Below are 20,946 nucleotides of genomic sequence, written 5' to 3' on the forward strand. Positions count from 1 at the left end.
TGGCGCTCGCGGCGTCGCTCGAGCATCTCGGCAGCACCTTCGACAACGCCCGTGCCAGGATCCTGTCGGCGACGCTGGATCGCGCCAACGGCGAATTCCTCGACAGCGACAAGTCGCCCAAGCGCAAGGTCGGCGAACTCGACAACCGCGGCAGCCACTTCTATCTGGCGCTCTACTGGGCCAAAGAGCTGGCCGCCCAGACCGATGACGGCGAGCTGAAGTCACTGTTCGAAGAGATCGCCAGGACGCTTGGCGACAACGAGAAGACGATCGTCGACGAGCTCAACGCGGTGCAGGGCAAGCCGGTGGACATCAAGGGCTACTTCCACCCCAATGGCGAGCTGGTGAGCGAGGCCATGCGCCCCAGCAAGACGCTGAACGCGGCACTGGGCAAGCTCTACCAGGCTTCCTGATCGGCGCACCGGCTCGAGGCCATCGAGCCGGTTTCCCCGCTCGTCGCTGCCGCGACGGCAGCGACGGCGAAAAGAAACGGGCCCGTGCCATTGGCACGGGCCCGTTTGCTTGCAGGCACTATCGAACCGGGATGTCGACGATCAGCTCGTCGCCAGCGCCTCGTCCCCCTTTCCATCGAGATGGGCCGGCACCTCCGGCTCGTCGACGGCAAAGATGCCGCCGCTCAGACGCCGTACCCGCTTCATGAACAGGGCGATGCAGATCAGCGTGCCGACGGCGGCGACGACGTAGCTCAGCTGCAGCGAGAGGCCGAAGCCGATCGGCGCGTAGGCGAGATAAGTGAAGGTCGCCATGGTCATGAACGTCGCCGGGATCGAGGTGATCAGGTGCGGCTTGCGCGCCAGCACCAGATACATGGTCGCGACCCACAGCGCGATGACGGCCGTGGTCTGGTTGGCCCAGGAGAAGTAGCGCCACAGCAGCGTGAAGTCCATATGGGTCAGCGCGTAGGAGACCACGAACAGCGGTGCGGCAATCAGCAGGCGCTTGACGATGGGACGCTGATCGATCTTCAGGTAGTCGGCAATGATCATGCGCGCGCTGCGGAAAGCCGTGTCGCCCGAGGTGATCGGCAGCACGATGACGCCGAGAATGGCCAGCGTACCGCCAATGGCGCCCAGCATGGTGGTGGAGACTTCACTGACCACCGCGGCCGGACCGCCGGCTGCCAGAACGTCGGACAGCGTGTGGTCGCCATGGAACAGGCTCATCGCCGCAGCCGCCCAGATCATCGCGATGACACCCTCGGTGATCATCATGCCGTAGAAGATCTTGCGACCGTTGCCCTCGTTTTCGGTGGTGCGGGAAATGATCGGCGTCTGGGTCGCATGGAAGCCGGAGAGCGCGCCGCAGGAGATTGTCAGGAACAGCAGCGGGAAGATCGGTGCGCCCTGGGGATGCATGTTCTGGAACGAGAGTTCGGGAATCGGCGCACCGGTGAAGATCATCCCCAGACCGATACCCAGCGCGCTGAACAGCAGCAGCGCGCCGAAGTAGGGGTAGATCCGGCCGATGACCTTGTCGATCGGCAGCAGCGTCGCCAGCAGATAGTAGGCGAAGATCACCAGCGTGATCAGCGTGAGCGACAACGGCGTCATGTTGGCCAGCAGCGCCGCCGGCGAGGTCACGAAGACGGTGCCCACCAACAGCAGCAGCAGAATGGCGAAGCCGTTGACCACGTGCTTCATCACCCGGCCCAGGAACTTGCCCGCCAGTTGCGGCAGGTGGGCGCCATGATTGCGGATCGAGATCATGCCGGTGAGATAGTCGTGTACCGCGCCCGCGAAGATACAGCCGATCACGATCCACACGAACGCCACCGGACCGTAGAGCGCGCCGAGGATCGGCCCGAAGATGGGACCGACACCGGCGATATTGAGCAGCTGAATCAGCGAATTCCGGGTGGTGTTCATCGGCACGTAGTCGATGTTGTCGCGCATGGTGAACGCAGGCGTGCGTCGCTTGCGATCGGTGACGAATACACGCTCCACGAATTTCCCATACGTGAAGTAGCCCACTATCAATAGCAGGATCGATCCAATGAATGTAATCATCTAGGGCCCCTGGTGCTGGTAAGACGCCTTGTGGGCATCCGGCAGGTACTACACGGACCCGCAGGGTCCGCACTCTGGTCAAGCGCGCCAATTTACGAATAAGGCCCGGACATTACACCTAGACTTTAGTGGCGGTCGCGACACTTGACGGCGCTTGTCTCGGTGGGACTTCTCAAGCATGCTGGCGCCTTTCCGGCCACCTCGTCCACACCGTCAATGTTCAAGACTCTCGTGGCTCTCCTCCTGATCGCTTCGCCGGGGCTGCTGGCATCGATTCCCCCCGCGACGGCGGCAACGCCACCGACCGCTCCCGACCTGCTGGCGCGCGCCGATGTGATATACCAGCCGACAGCGGCATCCCTTGATCGACTGGCCCCCGATGCCGATCCCGATGTCGTCGCCCTGGGGCTGGGGATCATGCAGTGCGCGCAGCAGCACGGCGTGGGAGAGAACGCACGGCGCCTGGCGATCATCGACTACAGCCGCTCTTCACTGACGCCACGTCTGTGGGTCTTCGACCTGGCCCGCAACACCCTCCTCTACCGCGAGGTGGTGGCGCATGGTCAGGGGTCGGGCGGCGACATCCCGGACCACTTCTCCAATCGGGAAGGCTCCCACGCCTCGAGCCTGGGCCTGTTCCTGACCGGCCGGACCTACGAGGGCAGAAACGGCCACTCGCTGCGCATGGAGGGGCTGGAGCCCGGCTTCAACGACGCGGCGATGAGCCGCGCGATCGTCATCCACGGTGCCGACTACGTGAATCCGGAAGCCGGCGAGGCGCAGGGCCGCCTGGGTCGCAGCTGGGGTTGCCCCGCCCTGCGCCCCAGCGTCGCCGACGACGTGATCGAGGTGCTGAAGGATGGCCAGTTCGTCTTCTCCTACTACCCCGAACGGGAGTGGCTGATGCGCTCCGCGCTGGCCCGGTGCGCGCTGGCCAGGGTCGAGGGGGACGGTCACGAGCATCGCTGGCTCGGCGTGCGCTGAACGATCTTGCTCGGACGCCTGTTTGCGGACCTTGCCAGGCTCTCCCGCAGGGGCGACATTGAGAGGGCGCCGGGCGTCGAAGACGCGAACGGAACCGGCAGTCGTCAGGGAGCACCTCCAATGCCTCGGCTGGGATTCACGCTACTGTTGAGCCTTGCCCTACTGGTCTCGCCGGCCGGCTTTGCCGTGCCTTTCTGGGGCGAGAAACAGTCGAGCCCCGTCGATTCAGCGGTCGATCGACTGCCTCCCGGCGCCTGGATCTGGGGCGGTGACGACAGGCAAGCCGGCCCGATGGCCGTCGTCGTCAGCCTGACCGAGCAGCGGGCCTACGTCTATCGCAACGGCATCCTGATCGGCGTCACCACCGTCAGCACCGGCCGCGAGGGCTACGAGACGCCCACGGGAGTCTTCACCGTGCTGCAGAAGGACAAGGATCACCGCTCCAATCTCTACGGCAACGCCCCGATGCCCTACCAGCAGCGATTGACCTGGGACGGCGTGGCACTGCATGCCGGCGGCCTGCCGGGCTACCCGGAATCCCACGGTTGCGTCCACCTGCCCACCGAGTTCGCTCGCCTGCTGTTCGAGGCCTCGAACCTGGGGATGACCGTGGTCGTGGCGCAGGCGGGGCAGGCGCCGGTCTCCCTCGTCCATCCCGGGCCATTGAGCCCGATCGATGCCCACACCGGCGCCGATGTCGGCATGCCCCAGCTGGCCGGTGGCAATAGCTGGCGTTGGGCCATGGATCCCCCGGCCGAGGGTCCGATCTCGATGGTGTTGAGTCGCAGCGACCGCATGCTCGTGGTCTACCGCAACGGTGTCGAGATCGGCCGCTCCCGTGTCGAGCTCGCTCGCCCGGATGCCGTGACAGGGACTCGCGCCTATATCGTCGAAGGGCATTTTCATCCTCCGACCTCGCAGGAGAGTGCCCTTGCGAGTATCGAGGGGAACTCCCGCTCGCTGCCCATGCCGACCTGGATCGCGATCGGCGTGCCGGGCTACGAGAGCGCCGCCGGCCGGCCGGTACCGGCCAATGTCGTCAATCAGGTCGTGGTACCGGAGGGTTTCAAGCAGAAGGTGCTGCCTCTGCTCTCTCCCGGCACCGTACTGGTCGCCACCGATGCGCACCTGGCTCCCGAGAACAGCGGCGGACACCTGCGCGTCATCGATAGCGTCGGCCCCAGCGGCTGGCTGGATGACGTCGCCACCGAACGTCATGTCGGCGCCGATCCCTGAAGTCGCCACCGCCCCCCACAAGACGCGGGTGCGACAAGCCGTGCGACATTCATCCACTATGACCAGCCCCGGAACTGGCCTATGTTGAATGTCGACGAGCGATTCGACGAGTCGCGGCACGTCGCCGGCCGGATGCGACCGGAGACGACGCGGCACCGGGAACGCTTCCGCTGGTTCCCTTCACCCTAGGGAGGTTGCCATGTTCAAGTCCCTGCTGGTCCCCATCGATGGTTCCGAAGACTCCCATGTCGCGCTCAATGTCGCTTGCCAACTGGCGGCGCCGGTTCAGGGCAAGTTGTATCTCCTGAATGTCCGCGATCCCTATCCCCAGCTGCACCGCGGCGAGTTGCTGAGCGTCGAGGCGGCGATCAAGGCGGCCTCGGTGGAGACCGCGAACCGCGAGGGCCACGCCATCCTGGACGTGGCGCTGGATACCCTTCCCTCTTTTCCCGGCTACAACGGCGAATTCGATACGCTGGTCAAGCAGGGCTCGCCGGCACGCACGATCGTTGCCGAAGCCGAGCGGCTGGGGGTGGACGCGATCGTGATAGGGAGCCGTGGCGTCGGCCAGTTCAAGGGCCTGATGATCGGCAGCGTCTCCCACAAGGTGACCCACGTCGCCAAGTGCCGGGTGATCTGCGTGCATGAGACCCCGCACCAGCACGCCACGCAGGCGCCCCATGAGTTCGTCGACTTCGACTGACCGTCGGCGACACGCATACGGTTCCCCGGAATGACTTGCGGGACAGATCGGTCGCCACCATGCTGAACGGGGTGGGATAGCGACGGGAAAGGTTCCCGAAGGAGAAAGCCAATGGCCAGTGGCTGGGCAAAGGACGGTGCGGTTCAGGAGCAGATCGACAGCACCGTGGAGGACGGCATTCAGGAAGCGCGGCAGCGGCTGCAGAGAGCCGGGCCCAGCCTGGCGGTGTGCGAGGAGTGCGAGGCGCCGATCCCGGAAGCACGACGCCAGGCCGTGCCCGGCGTTCGATTGTGCATCGACTGCCAGGCCGCGGCGGATCGCCATCAGACGCATCGCGCCGCCTACAATCGCCGCGGCAGCAAGGATAGCCAGCTGCGTTGATCGGGTGCCGGGCCACTCAGGCCGGCGACTTCGCGGTCTCCGGCATCGACTGCAGCAGTTCGAGCAGCTCCCGGATCACGTGCTTCTGCAGTTGCTCGGCCCGTTGCCGGGACATTTGCACTCGCTCGCCGGGGTCCAGTCCCTCTTCCTCGCGATCGCCGAAGACGGTCTCGAACGGCACATGCGGGAAGAACTGCTGCTGAAGATGCAAATTCTCCTCGCGATGATGCGCCATGATGCGCCGTGCCATCTCGGGATCCATGAAATCTCTCTCACGCTGGAACAGTTCATGGCCGACACCGAGCGTCCTGGCCAGCCGCTGCTTCAGTCTGTCGTCATGGATATCCCGGAAGAGCCCCTGGTATCCGGCGAGAATCTCGCAGAAGAAAGGGTTCAGGCTGAGATTGCTGCGGTCCCGGTCGAAAGAGAGCCTCGACGGGTCCTCGACCAGATGAGCGAAGAAGTCCGTCAGCAGCTCCCCTCCCCGCAGCGCCTCCGCCTGCAGTGGTCTCACCGTCACGCTGGCCGATCCATAGAGTCTGCCGAAAGCCTGGCCTACCGCCAGGTAGTGGGGATTGGCCCTGCGCAACGCCTCCTGGCTATATTCCGCGAACGTCTTGCCCTCCTTGAACCCCCACTGCTGCCAAGCGGAGAGGAGGTAGTCGTCCTGGCGGCGAATGTAATAAATCACCTCGACGTCGTCGAAGTATTCGGCGAGTACCCGGTGAATGCCCTCCCCGATCGGCCCCATCAAGTGATTGATGAGGTTCTCCGCCGAGATCACGAAGGTCGCGTCTCGCCACAGCGGTGACTCCCGCCAGGACTCAAGGCGCGCGCGAAGAGACGTCGTATCGCCACCGTTCTCCATGATCTGTCGAAAGAACTCGCGCGGCGTCTCGCCACGGGGGTCGAATCCGGCCTCGCCGGGCAGGCGCAGGCGCGGGTCGGGTACGACGACCTGATTGTCGGCCAGTCCCGGTCTATTACGAATGATCGCCCGCTGAATGCTGGTCGAACCGCACTTCGCATGACCGGGGTGAAGTAGTAATCTCATGGCAGCCCCTCGCATGTAGCAAGCCGTAACGGCCAAGATTTAGGCCATTACAAACCCCAGGGCAACCGATCGATGGGTTCCGGGGACCAGAATCCCAAAATAGGCTTGGATGAGTCGTCGAATCGACTTAGTGATGTCTTGCCTGGAACGAGAGCGAAATTCCTGGTTCCCATCCTTTCTCGCGTCGCACCGAAGGAACCGATCCCAATGCATTTCGATCTCGCGGACTTGCGTATCTTCGTCCACGTGGCGGAGGCGAAGAGCCTGACGGCCGGCGCCCTGCGCGCGCATCTCTCGACGGCCGCGGTCAGTGCCAGGGTCAAGTCGCTCGAGGCGCAGCTGGAAAGCCGCCTGTTCTACCGCAGCAGCCAGGGCGTCGAGCTGACGCCGGCCGGGGAGCGTCTGCTGCAGCACGCCCATCTCATCCTGCGTCAGGTCGAGCGTGTCAAAAGCGAGTTCTCCGGCTACGCCAGCGACGCTGCCGGCCATCTGCGAATCTTCGCCAACACGACCGCGGTCATCGAGTTCATGCCCGAGGTACTGGCCGATTTTCTCGCCGCCCGCCCCGGTATCACCGTGGATCTCCAGGAGCGGATGACCAGCGATATCGTTCGCGGCGTGCTCGACGGCACCGCGGACATGGGCATTCTCGGCATCATGGTGGGGGTCGAGGTGCCCTCACGGCTGAAGACACTCCCCTTCAGCCAGGACAGGCTCGTGCTGGCGACACCGCTCGATCACCCCCTGACCGCACGCCAGGAGATCACCTACGAGGACGCGCTGGATTATCCGCATGTCACGCTGCACGAGGGCAGCACCCTGTTTCATTATCTGGAGAGAAAGGCGCTGGAGTTGGGCAAGCCGTTGCCGGTCAGAATTCAGGTATTCGGTTTCGAATCGGCGTGCCGCATGATCGAAGCCGGCGTCGGGGTGGGAATTCTTCCGGAGTCCTGCGCGCTACGTTATCGGAGCCACATGCGCTTGAGCGTACGTCACCTGAGCGACGCCTGGGCATACCGCGAACGCAGCATCCTGATCCGCGACGACCACATCCTGCCCGGATTCGGGCAGGAGCTACTGGATATCATCACCCAATATCAGTCTGCCCGGCCGCTCCCTCCCGAGCCACGTACGCCCATCGAATCATGAAAAGGCCCCGCGTTGCGGGGCCCGGAGGCAAGGCAGGGCGCATCAACTCAACCGCTGCATGTAGTCCACGTAGCCAAAGGTCCTGACGGTGCGCACCTCCCGGCTACTCTCGTCGATCCGGCAGATCGACGGCAGGCGAATGCCGTTGAAGGTGGTGGTCTTGACCATGGTGTAGTGAGCCATGTCGGTGAACACTAGCCGGTCGCCGATCTCGAGCGGACGGTCGAAGGCATAATCACCGATCACGTCGCCGGCCAGGCAGGTCGTCCCGCCCAGGCGATAGGTATGGGCTTTCTCGCCGGGCTTGGCACCGCCGATGATCTCGGGCCGATACGGCATCTCCAGCACGTCCGGCATGTGCGCCGTCGCCGAGGTGTCCAGAATCGCGATGGGGCCGTCGTTCTCGACGATATCCAGTACGCTGCACACCAGGTAGCCGGTGTTGAGGGCAATCGCCTCCCCCGGCTCCAGGTAGACCTCGAGATGCGGATGGCGCCCCCTGAACTCGCGAATCAACCGCACCAGCCGCTCGACATCGTAATCGGCCCGGGTGATGTGGTGGCCACCGCCGAAGTTCACCCAGCGCAACCCCTCCAGATAACGACCGAACCGCTCCTCGAACGCCCGCAGCGTCGCTTCCAGCGCGTCGCTGTTCTGCTCGCAGAGCGCGTGGAAGTGCAGCCCCTCCAGCCCGTCGAGATCTTCCGGCGACAGATCCACCGCGCGGGTGCCGAGCCGTGAACCCGGCGCGCAGGGATCGTAGAGCGGGACTTCGCCGGTGGAGTGCTCCGGATTCACCCGCAGTCCGCAGGAGACCTTGCGCGGCGCGGCCTGGACCGTCTCGCGGAAGTGCCGCCACTGCCGCGGCGAATTGAAGCTGATGTGGTCGGCGTAGCGCAGCACCACGTCCATCTCCGGCGCGGTGAACGCCGGAGAGTAGACGTGCACTTCGCCGCCGAAGGTCTCGGCTCCCAGGCGCGCTTCGTCCTGACCACTGGCGGTGGTGCCCACCAGATACTGGCTGACCAGCGGGAAGGCGCTCCACATGGCGAAGCCTTTCAGCGCCAGCAGTATCTTGGCGCCACTGTCGGCCTGCACCCGCCCCAGCAGCTCCAGGTTGCGGCGCAGCAGCGCGTCGTCGACCACGTAGGCCGGCGACGGGCAGGCTCCGACGTCGAAGGGAAGGACATCGAAGGGATGGGCGGAGTCGTTCGTCGCCATCAGGCCAGCGGATCCTGGTCGGGATCGAGCTCGACCATCTGCCACGGCAGCCCCATCTCGCCGATGCGCTCCATGAACGGATCGGGATCGAGCTGTTCGACGTTGTAAACGCCCTCGCCCTTCCAGATGCCCTGCAGCATCAGCATCGCGCCGGTCACCGCCGGTACGCCGGTGGTGTACGAGATCGCCTGGGACTGGACCTCCTCGTAGCACTTCTCGTGATCGCAGATGTTGTAGATGTACACCTTGCGCCGCTTGCCGTCCTTGATGCCGTCGAGGATGACGCCGATGTTGGTCTTGCCCTTGGTGCGCGGGCCGAGTGAGGCCGGATCCGGCAGCACCTGCTTCAGGAACTGCAGCGGAGATATCTCGACACCCTCGACCTTGATCGGCTCGATGCGGGTCATGCCGACGTTCTCCAGCACCTTCAGGTGCGTGATGTACTTCTCGGAGAAGGTCATCCAGAAGCGGATACGCTCCAGCCCCTTGATGTTCTGTGACAGCGACTCGAGCTCTTCATGATAGAGCAGGTACATGTCCTTCTCGCCGATACCGTCGAAGTCGAACTTGCGCTTCTCGGCCAGTGGCGGGGTCTCGACCCACTCGCCCTTCTCCCAGTAGCGACCGTTCGCGGTGATCTCGCGAATGTTGATCTCGGGGTTGAAGTTGGTGGCGAACGGATAGCCGTGATCGCCGCCGTTGGCATCCAGGATGTCGATGCGGTGGATCTCGTCGAACAGATTCTTCTGGCCGTAGGCGCAGTAGATATTGGTCATGCCCGGGTCGAAACCGCAGCCCAGCGTGGCCATCGCGCCCGCCCTGGCATAGCGATCCTGAAACGCCCACTGCTCCTTGTATTCGAACTTGGCCTCGTCCGGGTGCTCGTAGTTGGCGGTGTCCAGATAGGGCACGCCGGTCTGCAGGCAGGCCTCCATGATGGTGAGATCCTGATACGGCAGCGCCACGTGAATCAGGATATCCGGCTTGAACGACTCGATCAGCGCAACCAGCGCTTCGACGCTGTCGGCATCGACCTGGGCGGTCTGGATCGAACGCGGGAGTTGCTCGGCGATCGCCTTGCACTTGGCTTCGTTGCGGCTGGCGAGGCAGATCTCGCTGAACACTTCGGGATGCTGCGCGCACTTGTGGGTAACGACGCCACCAACGCCACCGGCACCAACAATCAGGACTTTGCTCATGAATTCGCTTCCAGATCGGGAAAAGTCAACAGTGATAAGGTCTTATCGGTAGTGGGCAACTAACTTCTCATAAGATTCAGCGCACCCCGACCCGATGCCACCCCGGTCTTGGTCTCCCACCGGCCCGGGAACCGGCGAGAGGCCGCAGATAATGACCTCGTCAGAGACTGGCCTCAAGACTTTTTCGCGTCAAATCCCGGCCGATTCTAGGGTGGTTTCGTTACCATCAGACTAAACGCCGTCCTCCGGTCCCCTGCTCTCGCTCGAAGACCTTCAGCCGCGTGGCCCGAAGAGTATGACGCCGGCGCCGATCAGGCAGATCGCCGCCCCCATCACATCCCAGCGGTCCGGCAGGCGCTGCTCGACGAGCCACAACCACAACAGCGAGGTGACGATGTAAACACCGCCATAGGCGGCGTAGGCACGTCCGGCGTAATCACTGTCCACCAGTGTCAGCAGCCAGGCGAACAGCCCCAGGCTGATGGCGCCCGGGACCAGCCACAGCGCGGAATTGCCCAATCGCCACCACGCCCAGAAGGCGAAACAGCCTGCGATTTCCGCCACCGCTGCGGCCAGATAGATGAGAGGTGTCGACAAAGCAGTCGCCTATGGATGGATGAACCCGGCAGACTTTCGCCCCTCGCGGAAAATTCCGCAAGCCATGCAAGGCTTGATCTCGGTCGGGGACGATCTCGGCTATCCTGGCCGGCAAAAACGACGACCCCGGCCTGTTGCCGGGGTCGAGAAACGTTCTTGGCGGCACGCTCAGGGAGGCCTCAACGTCGGCCGAGAAGAATCCCCAGGAACAGGCCGACACCACCGGCGATCGCCAGGGCACTGATCGGGTTCTTCACCGTCGCTTCGCGCACGTCGTCGAGCTTCTCGCCATAGTTGGCCTGCAACTTGCCGGCGGCCTGCCGGGTCTTGCCCTCACGGCGGAGGTTGTCGTCTTCGGTCAAGCCACCGACCGCTTCCTGGGCGTGACCCTTGAGTTCCTCGGTGCGTCCTTTCACTTGATCTTCGTACATCTCGATCTCCTTGATCACTGTTGCCGCAGCGGAATCATTCCGCTGACACCTGAGCATAGTTGTCTTCGGGGATCACCACAAAACCCATGGGTTCCGAAAACCGCCGGACTTGGACGCGGGACCGGTTTACGCTACGCCTCGGTCATTCCCGGAGAACATTCAGCATGCCGCTACTCTCGCTTGGTCGTCTGCTCCTGCTATCGTCACTGTGGGGCGCCAGCTTCCTGTTCATGCGCATCGCCACGCCAGCCCTGGGGGCCTTCCCCACGGCTTTCTTCCGCGTTCTGCTCGGCGCAGCGGGACTGGTGGCGATCCTGGCGCTGCTGCGCGTACGTTGGCACTTCGAAGGCAAGCTCGGAGCGGTGCTGGCGATCGGCATGATCAATTCCGGTATCCCGTTCGGCATGTTCTGCATCGCCGCACAGTATCTGCCCGCCGGCTATTCGGCGATGCTCAACGCCTCGACACCGCTGATGGGAGTGGTCATCGGCGCCACGCTGTTCCACGAGCCGCTGACGAGAGACCGACTGATCGGCGTCGCGGCTGGCATGCTCGGCGTCGGCGTTCTGGTGGGCACGGGGCCAGTCCGGATCGACGGCGGCCTGCTCATTGGCGCCGCTGCCTGTCTGATTGCCGCCATCTGCTACGGGCTGGGCGGATTCATCGTCAAGCGCTGGGTGGCCGAGCGCGGCGGACTGGACTCTCGCCTGATCGCCATGGGCTCGCAGGTCGGCGCTACGCTGCTGCTGGCCCCCTTCATGCTCGGCCAGCTGGCGCTGGCGCCTCACGCCATCGCCTGGAACGACAGCGGCGTCTGGTGGGCGATGCTGGCGTTGGGGCTCGCCTGCACGTCATTGGCCTACCTTCTCTATTTCCGGCTCGTCGAGGATCTCGGCCCGGTCAAGCCGCTGACGGTCACCATGCTGGTCCCTGCGTTTGGGGTACTCTGGGGCGCGCTCTTCCTCGACGAGCAGGTGAGCTGGGCGCACGCCATCGGCGGCTCGCTGATCGGCGTCGCGCTCTGGATGATCCTGTTCAGAGGTCGACGCGATGTGGGGAAGCCCGGCGCCGAGCAGACCCGCGATTGACCCGAAACTCTCGCCGCCGGATTTTCGAACTATACTGAAAATCGCATTCTGCTAAAAAAGGAATAAGCAATGCGTAATCCAGGATTGATTGGTGCAGGACTGTTGGGACTGACGCTGACCCTGGCGGGGTGCGCCAGCACGCCGCCCTCGCCGTACGAAAAGGCGGCCGGCGAGTATGAAGGCGTGCTGCCTTGCGCGGACTGCTCGGGCATCCAGGTCGATCTGGAGATGATGAACATGGATGACACCGGCGGTGCCTATGTGCTGAACAGCCTCTACCAAGGGCGTAGTGACGAACCCATGACGACCAAGGGCAATTTCCTGGTTCTCAAGGACGCCGGGCCGCAGCAGATGCCGACGATCTACGAGCTCAAGGGCGCCGGGGGCAACACGATCTATTACTTGCGTCCGCTCGACAACGGCGATCTGGAAGTACTGGATACGCATATGCAGTCGATCCAGTCCGGTGCCGACATGACGCTGAAACGCCAGTAACGGCGACCGGTCAATACCCACGCGCCGGGCCCGTGATCGAGTCGCTGTCGCGCTTCCGCACGGAGGCCCAGGCCCGGCGCGTTCGTGTCGGCCTTCAGTGCTTCAGCGAGCGGTGCACGTAGAGATCGTAGCGGCTCGTCTTTCCCTCCAGCACGTGCTTCGGCGCGGGTCCATCGATCGGCGGCGCCTTCCGCGGACGCTTGACCACCACCCGATGGGTGGCGACCTCCAGCGCCGCCTCCAGCAGACGCGGCGCATCGTCATCCCCACCAGCCAGGTCCCGGAACAGCCGCATCTCCTTCTTTACCAGCGCCGACTTCTCCCGATGCGGGAACATCGGATCGAGATGCACCACCTGCGGTTCGTGCGCCCAATCATCGACTGCCGCCGCCAGCCCGGTCGCGCTATCGGCGTGGCGAAGCGACAGGCGCCCGGCAATCTCCGCCACCTCGTCGTCGTCCATCGCCTGCGACAGCGCGGCCGCCAGCAGCGCATGGATCGCCGCCACCCGCTCGACCATCAACACCTCGGCCCCCAACGACGCCAGCACGAAGGCATCCCGACCGAGGCCGGCCGTGGCGTCGACGACCTGTGGCACCACTCCCTTGCCAAACCCACAAGCGCGTGCCACGAGCTGGCCACGCCCACCGCCATAGCGCCGACGGTGCGCCGCCGCGCCGGAGACGAAATCGGCCCGGATCGGCAGGCCGTAGCGCCTGGCGTCGCCGGCGATCTCGAGCCCGTGCCCGGCACGCTGCAGAACCAGCCCGTCCGCGGGCGCCGACGGAGCCCAGGGCAGGCCGTAGCGTTCGGCCAGATCGGCCAGCGACTCCCCCACCACGACCACGGGCGTGACCGACTCGCTCACGTCGCCCATACGAACAGGGCAATACCTAGCAGCAGTCGATAGATCACGAAGGGCATCATGCCGATCCGATCCAGCGCCGCCAGGAACAGCTTGATGCAGAGCCAGGCCGCCACGAACGAGAACGCCACGCCCAGAAAGATCTCGTGCCACTGCGTCGCCGTGCCCGACTGGGCCAGCTCCAGTCCTTTCAGCGAGCCTGCCGCCAGGATCAGCGGGATCGACAACAGAAACGAGAAACGCGCCGCCGCCTGCCGGGTGAAACCGAGCATCAGGGCCGCGGTCATGGTGATCCCCGAACGCGAAGTGCCGGGAATCAATGCAATGGCCTGGGCCAGCCCGATCAGCAGCGCCGTCTTGAGCGTTATTTTCTCGACCGGATGTACCTGGGTGCCGCGCTTGTCGGCGATACCGAGCAGCACGCCGAAGACGATCGTCGTCGTCGCGATGACCAGAACGGAGCGCCCCGCGCTCTCGACCCAATCCTCGATCAACAACCCGACGATGACCGCTGGAATGGTCCCGACGATGATCGCCCAACCCAGGCGGCTCTCCGGCGTCTGTCCCCGCCCGCCGAACTGGGTGAACCAGGCGTGGAGAATACGCCAGACTTCATGGCGAAACGCGAACAGCACGGCGCCCAGAGAGCCGATATGAACCGCCACGTCGAAGGCCAGCCCCTGATCGGACCAGCCGAAGAGCTGGGAGGGTAAAATCAGATGTGCGGAGGAGGAGATGGGCAGAAATTCGGTCAAGCCCTGGATGATGGCGAGTGCGGCCAGTTGAAAAACATCCATTTTCTTTCGATATCCTTATTCGAGGAGGTCGCCATCGTGGACCTCGATCTTTCACGCCTTGCGCCATGCCACCTCATCACGCAGATAGACGGGAATCACCTCGTGAGGCGCGCTGCCGCGCGCGCCACGCTCCCATGATGTGGCGGCCAGACGCACGAGATCCTCCGCCGCCGGTAGTTCGTCGGGGAGGGTTTGCGGCAATGCAGCCTGTACATCGACAGGTATATTAGACAAAAGTTGCCAACCGCTGCCTATCCCCAGCCATTCGATATCGCGATCCGTGGCGGGCAGGCGCAGTCTCGAAGGCGGCACAACGCGCGGGTCGAGCGCCACGGTCAAGGCGCCGTCGTGACAGTGATAGGCCCCGACATAGATCTCGTCCATGCGGGCATCGAGTGCGGCGATGACGTGTCGCGCGTGCCATTTGCGGTGAGCCGCCAGCGCCAGGGCTTCCAGTGTGGAAACCCCGATCAGCGGCAGGTCGGCGCCGTAGGCGAGTCCCTGGGCGATGCCGGCGGCGATTCGCAGGCCGGTGAACGAACCCGGACCATGACCATAGGCGACAGCGTCGAGCTGGGTCAGCGTCACGCCAGCTTCCGCCAGCACCTCGTCGATCATCGGCAGCAGCAGGCGCGTGTGTTCACGGGGTGCGATCTCGAAACGCTGAACGATCTGGCGATTCCGTATCAGCGCACAGGAGCAGGCAGTAGAGGAGGCGTCCAGCGCCAGCAACGTCGGCATCGGTTTCCCGGGGAATGGCGGCATCAAGAAGGTGGCGAGTATAGCGTCATCGCGATGTCAAAACGATGGCTCCGCCGGGAAGCGGAACCATACGGGATGGCAAGCGGATCGGCGGCGGGTCAGGACTTCAGCGCAGAGAGCACCTGCTCGCGGATCTCGTCGACGCTGCCGACACCGGCGATACGGTGATACTCCGGGGCGGCTTCGGCATCCTCGGCCGCCCACTCGCGGTAATAACCGATCAGCGGCTCGGTCTGGTCGTGATAGACCGAGAGACGGTGGCGCACGGTCTTTTCGCTGTCATCGTCACGCTGGATCAGCGGCTCGCCGGTGACGTCGTCCTTGCCCTCTTCCTGGGGCGGCTTGTAGTCGACGTGATAGACACGCCCGGAATCCGGATGGACGCGACGCCCGGAGAGCCGGTTGACGATCTCCTCGTCGTCGACGGCGATCTCCACCACATGGTCCAGCTTGATGCCGGCGTCCTTCATCGCATCCGCCTGCGGGAGCGTGCGCGGGAAGCCGTCGAACAGGAACCCGTTGGCGCAATCGGGTTGGGCGATGCGTTCCTTGACCAGTGCGATGATCAGATCGTCCGATACCAGAGCGCCGCTGTTCATGGTCTCCTTGACCTTGAGCCCCAGCTCGCTCCCCTCCTTGACCGCGGCACGCAGCATGTCACCGGTGGAAATCTGCGGGATATGGAAATGCTCGCAGATGAACTGGGCTTGGGTACCCTTGCCAGCGCCGGGGGCGCCCAAGAGGATCAAACGCATTGATAACTGCTCCTTCGTGAATCGCATCGGTTGTCGGACCGGTCAGCGGCGTCGAGGACTCGACGCAGACGACACCGTCAATGGCTCATGACGATACCTGCCGATCGGGTAGCGCACAAGACTCGCCTGGATCGACGCGCCACTACCTGGTGCGTCGACAAAGCCCTGGCGCGGCGACAAAGCCCGAACGCTGGACAGTAAACGCCAACGGCCCCCGAAGGAGCCGTTGGTGTGGATCGAGCGAACCGCCGTATCAGACCAGCATGCGCCGGATATCGGTCAGTACCTGTGCCAGGAAGGCGGTGAAACGCGCCGCGTCGGCGCCGTTGACCGCACGGTGGTCGTAGGAGAGCGACAGCGGCAGCATCAAGCGCGGCTCGAACTCGCTGCCGTTCCAGACCGGCTTCATCGACGACTTGGAGACGCCGAGAATGGCCACCTCCGGCGTGTTGACGATGGGCGTGAAGGCCGTGCCACCGATCGAGCCGAGGCTCGAGATGGTGAAGCTGGCACCGCTCATCTCCTCGCGGGACAGCTTCTTGTTCTGCGCCTTCTTGGCCAGCTCGACCGACTCCTTGGCCAGATCGATCAGCGACTTCTTGTCGGCATCGCGGATCACCGGCACCATCAGCCCGTCCGGGGTATCGACCGCCACGCCGATGTGCACGTAGTGCTTGACGATCAGCTTGTCGCCGTCCGGATGCAGGCTCGAGTTGAACTGCGGGAACTTGCGCAGCGCATAGGCACAAGCCTTGATCATGAACGGCAGCGGCGTCAGCTTGGCGCCCTGGGACTCCGCCTCGGCCTTCATCGACTTGCGGAAGGCCTCGAGTTCGGTGATGTCCGCTTCGTCGAACTGGGTGACGTGAGGCACGTTGAGCCAGCTGCGATGCAGGTTGTTGGCGCCCGCCTTCATCAGACGGCTCATCGGCTTCTCTTCGATCTCGCCGAACTGGCTGAAGTCGATCGCCGGGACCGGCGGAATGCCCGCGCCACCGGCAGCGGCCGCCGGCGCCGAACCGCCACCGCTCTTGCGCGCTTTCATCACCTGCTTGACGAAACCGTCGACGTCATCCTTCAGGATCCGCCCCTTGGGACCGGAGCCCTTGACCTCGCCGAGGTCGACACCCAGTTCGCGGGCCAGCTTGCGAACCGCCGGACCGGCATGCACATGGGCGCCGGCGGTCTTGTCGTCACCATGCTTCTCGCGCGCTTCCGGGCTCGGCTCGCCGGCGACGTCCTTGCGTGCGCTGGACGAGGACGCCCCGGAATCGGCCTTGGCCGGAGCCGGCTTCGACTGGCCGCCTTTACCGCCACCTTCACCGGACGTCTTCTTGGCCGGCTTGCTGCTGCCGGCCACCTCGACATAGCCGATCAGATCGCCTTCCGAGACGCTATCGCCTTCCTTCACGGCAACTTCGACGACCTTGCCCTTGTAGGGGCTCGGCACGTCCATGGAGGCCTTGTCGGACTCCAGCGTGATCAAGGTGTCTTCTTCGTTGATCTCGTCGCCTTCGCTGATGGCGACTTCGATGATCTCGACACCATCGCTGCCACCGATGTCGGGTACGCGAATCTCCTTGCGGCCGCCTTCATCGCCGCCCTGATCTTCCTCGTCCTGATCATCATCGCCCTGATCCTGGGACGCCCGGTCTTCGCCGCCATCGTCCGCTTCGGCGCCGGCAGCTTCGTCCTCGGACGAGGCGTCCTCGCCCTCTTCCTCGTCGTCGCCCTCGCCGGCGACTTCCATGGTGCCGATCAGGTCGCCCTCGGAGACGCTGTCGCCCTCCTTGATCGAAAGCGACACGATCTTGCCACTGTAGGGGCTGGGCACGTCCATCGAGGCCTTGTCGGACTCCAGCGTGATCAGCGTGTCTTCTTCGCTGATCTCGTCGCCTTCACTGACGGCCACTTCGATGATCTCGACGCCATCGCCACCGCCGATGTCCGGCACCTTCACTTCCACGGTGCGCTTGCCGCCACCGGAGGATTTCTTCTTAGGCGCGCTCTTCTCGGGCTCGGCCGCGTCCTTTTCCCGCGACTCGGCGTCACCCTGCGGGGCCGCGTCAACGGAGGCGTCTTCACCGGACGAGGCTTCCGCTTCACCCTCGCCTTCGCCCTCGGCTTCCAGCTCGAGAATGTCATCACCCTCGGAGACGGAGTCGCCTTCCTTGACCAGAATCTTGACCACCTTGCCGCCTTTCGGCGCGGGGACGTCCATGCTGGCCTTGTCCGACTCCAGCGTGATCATGGTGTCCTCGGCGGAGATGACATCGCCGACGCTTACCGCGATCTCGATGATTTCGACATCGTCGCTGCCGCCGATGTCGGGAACTTTGATGATTTCGCTACTCAAGGTCGCGCTCCTTTAATCATCTGCCGACCCGCCCCGCGGGCAAGGTCGGCTAATTCAGGCATTCTGGCCGTCGCTGCTAGCCAGCGACGGCACCCTGACGTGATCCGCCGACTCAAGACACCAGGGGGCTGGGCTTGGCGGAATCGATGCCGTACTTCTTCATGGCATCGTTGACGACCTTGGCGTCGATCTCGCCCCGGTTGGCCAATGCACGCAGCGCCTGAATCGTCACGTAGTAGCGGTCGACTTCGAAGAAGCGGCGCAGCGCTTCGCGGGTGTCGGAACGTCCGAAACCATCGGTACCGAGCACGTGGAAGTCGTTGGGCACCCAGGCGCGGATCTGATCGGCGTACAGCTTCATGTAGTCCGTCGATGCGATGACCGGCCCCTGGGTCCCTTCGAGCTGCTGAACGACCCAAGGCTTCTCGCGCTTCTCATCGTAGTCGAGGAACTGCTGACGATCGTATTCGAGCGCTTCGCGACGCAGCTCGTTGAAGCTGGTCACGCTCCAGACGTCGGCGACCACGCCGTGCTCTTCCGCCAGCATTTCGGCAGCCGCCTCGACCTCGCGGAGGATGGTACCGCTGCCCATGAGCTGGACCCGCGGCTGCTTCTTCTTGCCGGCGGTGTTGCCTTCCAGCAACCGGTACATGCCACGAACGATGCCTTCCTCGCTGCCTTCCGGCATTTCCGGGTGCGAGTAGTTTTCGTTCATCACCGTCAGATAGTAGAAGCAGTTTTCCTTGTCCTGGAACATCCGCTTCAAGCCATCCTGCACGATGACGGCCAGTTCATGCCCATAGGTCGGGTCGTAGGCGCGGCAGGTCGGCACTGTCGACATCAGGATGTGGCTGTGGCCGTCCTGGTGCTGCAGGCCTTCGCCGTTGATGGTGGTACGCCCGGCGGTGCCGCCGACCATGAAGCCGCGCGCCTGGAGATCGCCGGCCGCCCAGACCAGGTCGCCGATTCTCTGATAACCGAACATCGAATAGTAGATGTAGAACGGGATCAACGGCAGGTGGTGGTTGGCGTAGGAGGTCGCGGCCGCGATCCATGCCGACATGGAGCCGGCTTCGGTGATGCCCTCCTCGAGGATCTGGCCTTTCTTGTCCTCGCGGTAGTACATGATCTGGCCGGCATCCATCGGCTCGTACTTCTGCCCTTCCGCGGCGTAGATACCGAGCTGACGGAACATGCCCTCCATCCCGAAGGTGCGGGCCTCGTCCGGGATGATCGGCACGATACGGGAGCCCAGCTGCTTGTGCTTGACCAGCCCGTTGAGGACGCGCACGAACGACATGGTGGTCGAGACTTCGCGGTCGCCGGAGCCCTTCATCTGGGTCGCGAACATCTTGTCGTCGAGACCGGGGATCTCCATCGCCTCGAAGTCGGCCTTGCGCGCCGGCAGGAAGCCGCCGAGCTTCTCGCGCTGGAGATGCAGATACTTCATCTCCGGGCTGTCGTCCTCGGGCTTGTAATACGGAATGTCGCCGCTCTCGATCTGCTTGTCGGAGACCGGGATGCCGAAACGGTCACGGAACGCCTTGAGCGCGTCGACGTCCATCGACTTGATCTGGTGCGCTTCCATGTCGGCTTCGCCGTGGCCGCCACCCATGCCGTAGCCCTTGACGGTGTGCGCCAGGATCACGGTGGGGCGACCATTGGCGTTGTTGACAGCCTCGTGATACGCCGCATAAACCTTCTGCGGATCGTGGCCACCACGGTTGAGACGGAAGACCTCCTCGTCGGAGTAGTCCTTGACCATCTCGGCAGTCTCTTCGTACTTGCCGAAGAACTCCTTGCGCGTGTAGGCACCACCCTGGGCCTTGTAGTTCTGGTACTCGCCGTCGACCGCCTCGTCCATGCGCTTCTGCAGCATGCCCTTGGTGTCCTGCTCGAACAGCGGATCCCACAGGCCGCCCCAGACCACCTTGATCACGTTCCAGCCGGCACCGCGGAAGACGCCCTCGAGTTCGTCGATGACCCGCGAGTTGCCGCGCACCGGGCCGTCGAGACGCTGCAGGTTGCAGTTGATGACGAAGATCAGGTTGTCGAGCTTCTCGCGGCTGGCCAGGTGCAGGGCCCCGAGGGATTCCGGCTCGTCGCACTCGCCGTCGCCGAGGAACGCCCAGACCTTGCGGTCCTTCATGTCTTCCAGCTCACGCGAGTGCAGGTACTTCATCACGTGGGCCTGGTAGATCGACTGGATCGGACCCAGCCCCATCGAGACGGTCGGGAACTGCCAGTAGTCCGGCATCAGGTAAGGGTGCGGATAGGATGGCAGCGCGTCGCCGTCGACTTCCTGGCGGAAGTTGTCCATCTGCTCCTGGGTCAGGCGCCCCTCGAGGAAGGAACGTGCGTAGATGCCCGGCGTCACGTGGCCCTGGATGTAGAGCAGATCGCCCTTGTGGTCACCGTTGTCGGCCCGGAAGAAATGGTTGAAACCCACTTCGTAGAGCGTCGCGCTGGACTGGTAGCTGGCGATGTGACCGCCCAGTCCCTTGTGCTTCTTGTTCGCCCTCAGCACCTGCACCATGGCATTCCAGCGGATCGCCGAGCGGATCTTGCGCTCGATGAACATGTCGCCGGGCATCTTGGCTTCACGATGGACGGGGATGGTGTTGCGGTGCGGCGTGGTCCCGGAAAACGGCGGTGAAGAGCCGTCACGACGCAGACGGTCCGCCAACCGGGTCAGGATGTACCGAGCGCGCTCTTCGCCCTCATGCTCGACGACCGAGGCCAGGGAATCCAACCACTCCGTGGTCTCGACCGGATCGAGATCTTCTCGTGTCTCCAGACTCATAGACAACTCTCCGAATGGGAAAAGGTTTGCCATTCGCCCGGCC

Annotated in this window: 20 protein-coding genes; 8 read left to right on the plus strand and 12 right to left on the minus strand. The window is 64.0% G+C overall.

Annotated features, from left to right (window positions below):
* The coding region (locus Q0602_RS05470; RefSeq protein WP_298840035.1) for an NADP-dependent isocitrate dehydrogenase at positions 1 to 413 on the plus strand (413 nt) is incomplete at its 5' end.
* 141 nt (positions 414 to 554) lie between these two features.
* Here the strand turns inward: Q0602_RS05470 and Q0602_RS05475 are convergent.
* On the minus strand, positions 555 to 2,027 hold the full coding sequence (locus Q0602_RS05475) for a carbon starvation protein A (RefSeq protein WP_298840037.1): 1,473 nt from the start codon (positions 2,025 to 2,027) through the stop codon (positions 555 to 557).
* Between the two features lie 216 nt (positions 2,028 to 2,243).
* Between Q0602_RS05475 and Q0602_RS05480 the strand changes: the two genes are divergently transcribed.
* The 4 genes from Q0602_RS05480 (at position 2,244) to Q0602_RS05495 (ending at position 5,331) form a co-directional block, all read left to right on the plus strand.
* Positions 2,244 to 3,011 (plus strand): murein L,D-transpeptidase catalytic domain family protein, encoded by a 768-nt coding sequence (locus Q0602_RS05480; RefSeq protein WP_298840039.1) that lies wholly within the window; start codon positions 2,244 to 2,246, stop codon positions 3,009 to 3,011.
* A 120-nt stretch (positions 3,012 to 3,131) separates the two neighbouring features.
* On the plus strand, positions 3,132 to 4,247 hold the full coding sequence (locus Q0602_RS05485; protein ID WP_295036502.1) for a L,D-transpeptidase: 1,116 nt from the start codon (positions 3,132 to 3,134) through the stop codon (positions 4,245 to 4,247).
* Positions 4,248 to 4,446: 199 nt separating this feature from the next.
* Positions 4,447 to 4,950 (plus strand): universal stress protein, encoded by a 504-nt coding sequence (locus Q0602_RS05490; RefSeq protein WP_298840041.1) that lies wholly within the window; start codon positions 4,447 to 4,449, stop codon positions 4,948 to 4,950.
* Between the two features lie 111 nt (positions 4,951 to 5,061).
* Positions 5,062 to 5,331 (plus strand): DksA/TraR family C4-type zinc finger protein, encoded by a 270-nt coding sequence (locus Q0602_RS05495; RefSeq protein WP_298840044.1) that lies wholly within the window; start codon positions 5,062 to 5,064, stop codon positions 5,329 to 5,331.
* Positions 5,332 to 5,347: 16 nt separating this feature from the next.
* Here Q0602_RS05495 and Q0602_RS05500 read toward each other — a convergent pair whose 3' ends face one another.
* The gene (locus Q0602_RS05500) at positions 5,348 to 6,385 is read right to left on the minus strand and encodes a hypothetical protein (protein ID WP_298840047.1); all 1,038 of its coding nucleotides are present in this window, start codon (positions 6,383 to 6,385) and stop codon (positions 5,348 to 5,350) included.
* A 207-nt stretch (positions 6,386 to 6,592) separates the two neighbouring features.
* On the opposite strand from Q0602_RS05500, the gene Q0602_RS05505 reads away from it, so the two are divergent.
* Complete coding sequence (locus Q0602_RS05505; RefSeq protein ID WP_295036508.1) at positions 6,593 to 7,534, plus strand: LysR family transcriptional regulator; 942 nt, start codon at positions 6,593 to 6,595, stop codon at positions 7,532 to 7,534.
* Between the two features lie 42 nt (positions 7,535 to 7,576).
* On the opposite strand, the gene nspC is transcribed toward Q0602_RS05505, so the two are convergent.
* The 4 genes from nspC to Q0602_RS05525 all read right to left on the minus strand — a co-directional run bounded on the left by nspC (position 7,577) and on the right by Q0602_RS05525 (position 10,982).
* Complete coding sequence (gene nspC, locus Q0602_RS05510; RefSeq protein ID WP_298840048.1) at positions 7,577 to 8,755, minus strand: carboxynorspermidine decarboxylase; 1,179 nt, start codon at positions 8,753 to 8,755, stop codon at positions 7,577 to 7,579.
* Complete coding sequence (locus Q0602_RS05515) at positions 8,755 to 9,954, minus strand: saccharopine dehydrogenase family protein (RefSeq protein WP_298840050.1); 1,200 nt, start codon at positions 9,952 to 9,954, stop codon at positions 8,755 to 8,757. The genes nspC and Q0602_RS05515 overlap by 1 nt, the downstream gene beginning before the upstream one ends.
* A 273-nt stretch (positions 9,955 to 10,227) precedes the next feature.
* Entirely contained in the window at positions 10,228 to 10,551 is a 324-nt protein-coding gene (locus tag Q0602_RS05520) for a YnfA family protein (protein ID WP_295036511.1), read from the minus strand.
* A gap of 179 nt (positions 10,552 to 10,730) precedes the next feature.
* Positions 10,731 to 10,982, minus strand: a complete 252-nt coding sequence (locus tag Q0602_RS05525) for a CsbD family protein (protein WP_295036512.1) — start codon at positions 10,980 to 10,982, stop codon at positions 10,731 to 10,733.
* 164 nt (positions 10,983 to 11,146) lie between these two features.
* Between Q0602_RS05525 and Q0602_RS05530 the strand changes: the two genes are divergently transcribed.
* On the plus strand, positions 11,147 to 12,070 hold the full coding sequence (locus tag Q0602_RS05530) for a DMT family transporter (protein ID WP_298840054.1): 924 nt from the start codon (positions 11,147 to 11,149) through the stop codon (positions 12,068 to 12,070).
* A 69-nt stretch (positions 12,071 to 12,139) separates the two neighbouring features.
* Positions 12,140 to 12,565, plus strand: a complete 426-nt coding sequence (locus Q0602_RS05535) for a copper resistance protein NlpE (RefSeq protein WP_295036514.1) — start codon at positions 12,140 to 12,142, stop codon at positions 12,563 to 12,565.
* Between the two features lie 94 nt (positions 12,566 to 12,659).
* Here Q0602_RS05535 and Q0602_RS05540 read toward each other — a convergent pair whose 3' ends face one another.
* From Q0602_RS05540 to aceE, 6 genes are all read right to left on the minus strand, one after another.
* Positions 12,660 to 13,442 carry a class I SAM-dependent methyltransferase gene (locus Q0602_RS05540; RefSeq protein ID WP_298840058.1) on the minus strand — a complete coding sequence of 261 codons (783 nt, stop codon included), beginning with the start codon at positions 13,440 to 13,442 and terminating at the stop codon, positions 12,660 to 12,662.
* Positions 13,430 to 14,227, minus strand: coding sequence for an undecaprenyl-diphosphate phosphatase (locus Q0602_RS05545; protein WP_295036515.1), 798 nt, complete (start codon positions 14,225 to 14,227; stop codon positions 13,430 to 13,432). The genes Q0602_RS05540 and Q0602_RS05545 overlap by 13 nt, the downstream gene beginning before the upstream one ends.
* Before the next feature lie 51 nt (positions 14,228 to 14,278).
* Positions 14,279 to 14,968: a tRNA (adenosine(37)-N6)-threonylcarbamoyltransferase complex dimerization subunit type 1 TsaB gene (gene tsaB / locus Q0602_RS05550; RefSeq protein ID WP_298840062.1), complete on the minus strand. Its 690-nt coding sequence runs from the start codon at positions 14,966 to 14,968 to the stop codon at positions 14,279 to 14,281.
* 119 nt (positions 14,969 to 15,087) lie between these two features.
* On the minus strand, positions 15,088 to 15,744 hold the full coding sequence (gene adk, locus Q0602_RS05555) for an adenylate kinase (RefSeq protein WP_298840065.1): 657 nt from the start codon (positions 15,742 to 15,744) through the stop codon (positions 15,088 to 15,090).
* Positions 15,745 to 15,997: 253 nt separating this feature from the next.
* Positions 15,998 to 18,100, minus strand: a complete 2,103-nt coding sequence (gene aceF, locus Q0602_RS05560) for a dihydrolipoyllysine-residue acetyltransferase (protein WP_298840068.1) — start codon at positions 18,098 to 18,100, stop codon at positions 15,998 to 16,000.
* Between the two features lie 112 nt (positions 18,101 to 18,212).
* Complete coding sequence (gene aceE, locus Q0602_RS05565; protein WP_298840071.1) at positions 18,213 to 20,903, minus strand: pyruvate dehydrogenase (acetyl-transferring), homodimeric type; 2,691 nt, start codon at positions 20,901 to 20,903, stop codon at positions 18,213 to 18,215.
* Positions 20,904 to 20,946 lie beyond the last annotated feature (43 nt).

Origin of the sequence: uncultured Salinicola sp. (assembly GCF_937921195.1) — a bacterium.
Classification (GTDB): domain Bacteria; phylum Pseudomonadota; class Gammaproteobacteria; order Pseudomonadales; family Halomonadaceae; genus Salinicola.